4 protein-coding genes are annotated in these 2,519 nt (G+C 67.3%); 3 read left to right on the top strand and 1 reads right to left on the bottom strand.

Features of this window, described 5'->3' with window-relative positions; genetic code table 11:
- A partial coding sequence (locus tag ACDELDRAFT_RS21325; protein ID WP_005800352.1) for a DNA-3-methyladenine glycosylase I occupies positions 1-638 on the bottom strand: 638 nt, incomplete at its 3' end.
- Between the two features lie 108 nt (positions 639-746).
- Here ACDELDRAFT_RS21325 and ACDELDRAFT_RS21320 point away from each other — a divergent pair.
- The 3 genes from ACDELDRAFT_RS21320 to ACDELDRAFT_RS21310 all read left to right on the top strand — a co-directional run.
- Positions 747-1,922 carry an aminopeptidase gene (locus tag ACDELDRAFT_RS21320; protein ID WP_005800350.1) on the top strand — a complete coding sequence of 392 codons (1,176 nt, stop codon included), beginning with the start codon at positions 747-749 and terminating at the stop codon, positions 1,920-1,922.
- Positions 1,915-2,298, top strand: a complete 384-nt coding sequence (locus ACDELDRAFT_RS21315) for a polyhydroxyalkanoic acid system family protein (RefSeq protein ID WP_005800348.1) — start codon at positions 1,915-1,917, stop codon at positions 2,296-2,298. The genes ACDELDRAFT_RS21320 and ACDELDRAFT_RS21315 overlap by 8 nt, the downstream gene beginning before the upstream one ends.
- A gap of 1 nt (position 2,299) precedes the next feature.
- On the top strand, positions 2,300-2,519 hold a 220-nt coding region (locus tag ACDELDRAFT_RS21310; protein ID WP_005800347.1), incomplete at its 3' end, for a nitroreductase family protein.

Genomic DNA, 2,519 nt, shown 5'->3' with positions numbered 1-2,519 from the left:
GCCTGCAGTGCCGCGTCGCGGGCGTGGCAGCCTTCCAGATGGTCGTTCACCAGGCCCATTGCCTGCATGAAGGCATACACGGTGGTGGGGCCGACAAAACTCCAGCCGCGTTTTTTCAGGTCTTTGGACAGGGCAATGGACGCGGGCGATGTGGACAAGGTGCGCGCCACCTCGCGCGTGATGCGCTCGGGCCGGTCAGCGGGCGCGGGTTCGTAGCGCCATACGTAATGCGCCAGCGAGCCAAACTCGCGCCGCAGCTCCAGCACCCGGCGGGCGTTGTTGATGGTCGATTCGATCTTGCCGCGGTGGCGCACGATGGCGGCGTCCTGCACCAGGCGTTCCACGTCGTGCGCGTCGAAGGCGGCAATGGCTTCGGCATCGAACCCGGCAAACGCCGCACGAAATCCCTCGCGCTTGTTCAGGATGGTGAGCCAGCTCAGGCCAGCCTGGAAGCCTTCGAGGCAGAGTTTCTCGAACAGACGCCGGTCATCCACCACCGGAAACCCCCACTCCTGGTCATGGTAGTGGCGGTACAGCGGCGTGGCCTGGCACCAGGCGCAGCGCGGGCAACCTGCCTCGTCGACAAACAGGCCCGCAGGCACGGCGACGGCAAACTCGGGGGCTTGGATGTGGGGCATGGCCCATTCTAGAAACCCCGCGCGCCACGCTGCTGACAATCCGGCATCCCCGAGCAACCGCCTGCGTGTGTCTACACTGCGGCACATCCCCAGCCCCACGTTGCCCGCATGCACTTTTCGTTTCTGCCACGCTGCACATTACTCGGCCTGCTGCTGGCGCTGCCAGGCTGCGCCAGCCAGGGCAGCGCGCTGGGCTACTACTGGCAGTCGGTGCGGGGGCATATGCAGATCCTGCAGGCGGCCGAGCCCATCGATCGCTGGACTGCGCGCACCGACATTGCCCCCGCCCTGCGCCAGCGGCTGCTGCTGGCGCAGCGCGCCCGCACCTTTGCCGTGACCGCGCTGGGCCTGCCCGACAACGCCAGCTACCGCCGCTACGCCGACCTGAAACGCCCCGCCGCTGTCTGGAACGTGGTGGCGGCGCCGCCCTACGCGCTTACGCTGCACACCTGGTGCTTCGCGGTGACGGGGTGCATCGGCTACCGCGGCTATTTCACCGAGCCCGACGCGCAGGCCGAGGCCGCCGTGCTGGCGCAGCAGGGGCTCGAGGTCGAGGTCTACGGCGTTCCGGCGTATTCGACGCTGGGCTACATGAACTGGGCTGGCGGCGATCCGCTGCTTTCCACCTTCATCGGCTGGCCCGAGGGCGAATTCGTGCGGCTGCTGTTCCACGAACTTGCGCACCAGGTGGTCTACGCCCAGGGCGACACGCTGTTCAACGAATCCTTCGCCACGGCGGTCGAGCGACTGGGCAGCGCACGCTGGCTGGCCGAGCAGTCCACACCGCAGGCCCGCGAAGCCTTTGCCCAGAGCAATGGGCGGCGCGACGCCTTTCGCGCCTTGACGCGTGCCACACGGGCGCGCCTGGCGGCGATTTACGCACAAAAAGAGGCCGAGGCGCTCGATGCATCAGCGGCTCTAGCTATGAAAAACGAAGCAATGCAGCGCTTTCGCGCCGACTATGCCGCACTGCGGTCCCGTTGGCTGGAAGCCGGCGCCGGGCCGAGCACGGTGAACGCCAGCCCGGGGCACGCCAGCCCCGTGCAAGCCGTACAGCTGGCAGGATACGACCGCTGGGTGGCGCAGGCGAACAACGCCAGCTTTGCGGCCCAGGCCGCCTACGACGAGCTGGTGCCCGCATTCGAAACCCTGTTCGAGCGCGAAGGCCGGCAGTGGCCCCGGTTTTATGATGCCGTGCAACAACTGGCCCGACAGCCCCAGCCCCAGCGGCACGAGGCACTGCGCGCGCTGCAAACCCATCCCAAGGAGACCCCTGGTGCCTGACATCCATATCCACCGAACCCACCACCTGGGCTTCGAAACAGCCCGCCAGATCGGCTATGCATGGGCCGAGAAGGTCGAAAAGAAGTTCGACATGGACTGCACCTACGAAGAAGGCGACACACAGGACACGCTGCATTTCAGCCGCACCGGCGTGAAGGGCACCTTGCTCGTGGATGCCCAGCAGTTCGAGCTGAAGGCCGAGCTTGGTTTTCTGCTCGGGGCCTTCAAGGATCGCATCGAAGCCGAGATCAGCGAGAAACTCGACGCACTGCTGCAGGCCCCGCCCCCGGTCGCGCGCAAAGCCCCTGCAGCCGCCAGCCGCGCTGGCGGCGAAGAACATGCCTCGGCGGCCAAACCCGCCGCCAGGGGGGCCTGACATGCCCCAGCAGCACACGCCTTCGCCTGCCGAACCAGGCGCAACCAGCGCGGCAACGCCGGCCTTCGAAACCTTGTCGGCACTGCTGCACACGCGCTACAGCTGCCGCGCCTTCCTGCCCGAGGCGCTGGATCGCGCCACCATCGAACGCATCCTCGCGCTTGCCCAGCGCACCGCCTCCTGGTGCAACGCCCAGCCCTGGCAGCTCACCATTGCCAGCG

Origin of the sequence: Acidovorax delafieldii 2AN (genome assembly GCF_000175235.1) — a bacterium.
Taxonomy (GTDB): Bacteria; Pseudomonadota; Gammaproteobacteria; order Burkholderiales; family Burkholderiaceae_C; genus Acidovorax; species Acidovorax delafieldii_B.
This window is presented reverse-complemented; position numbering and strand designations above follow the sequence as displayed.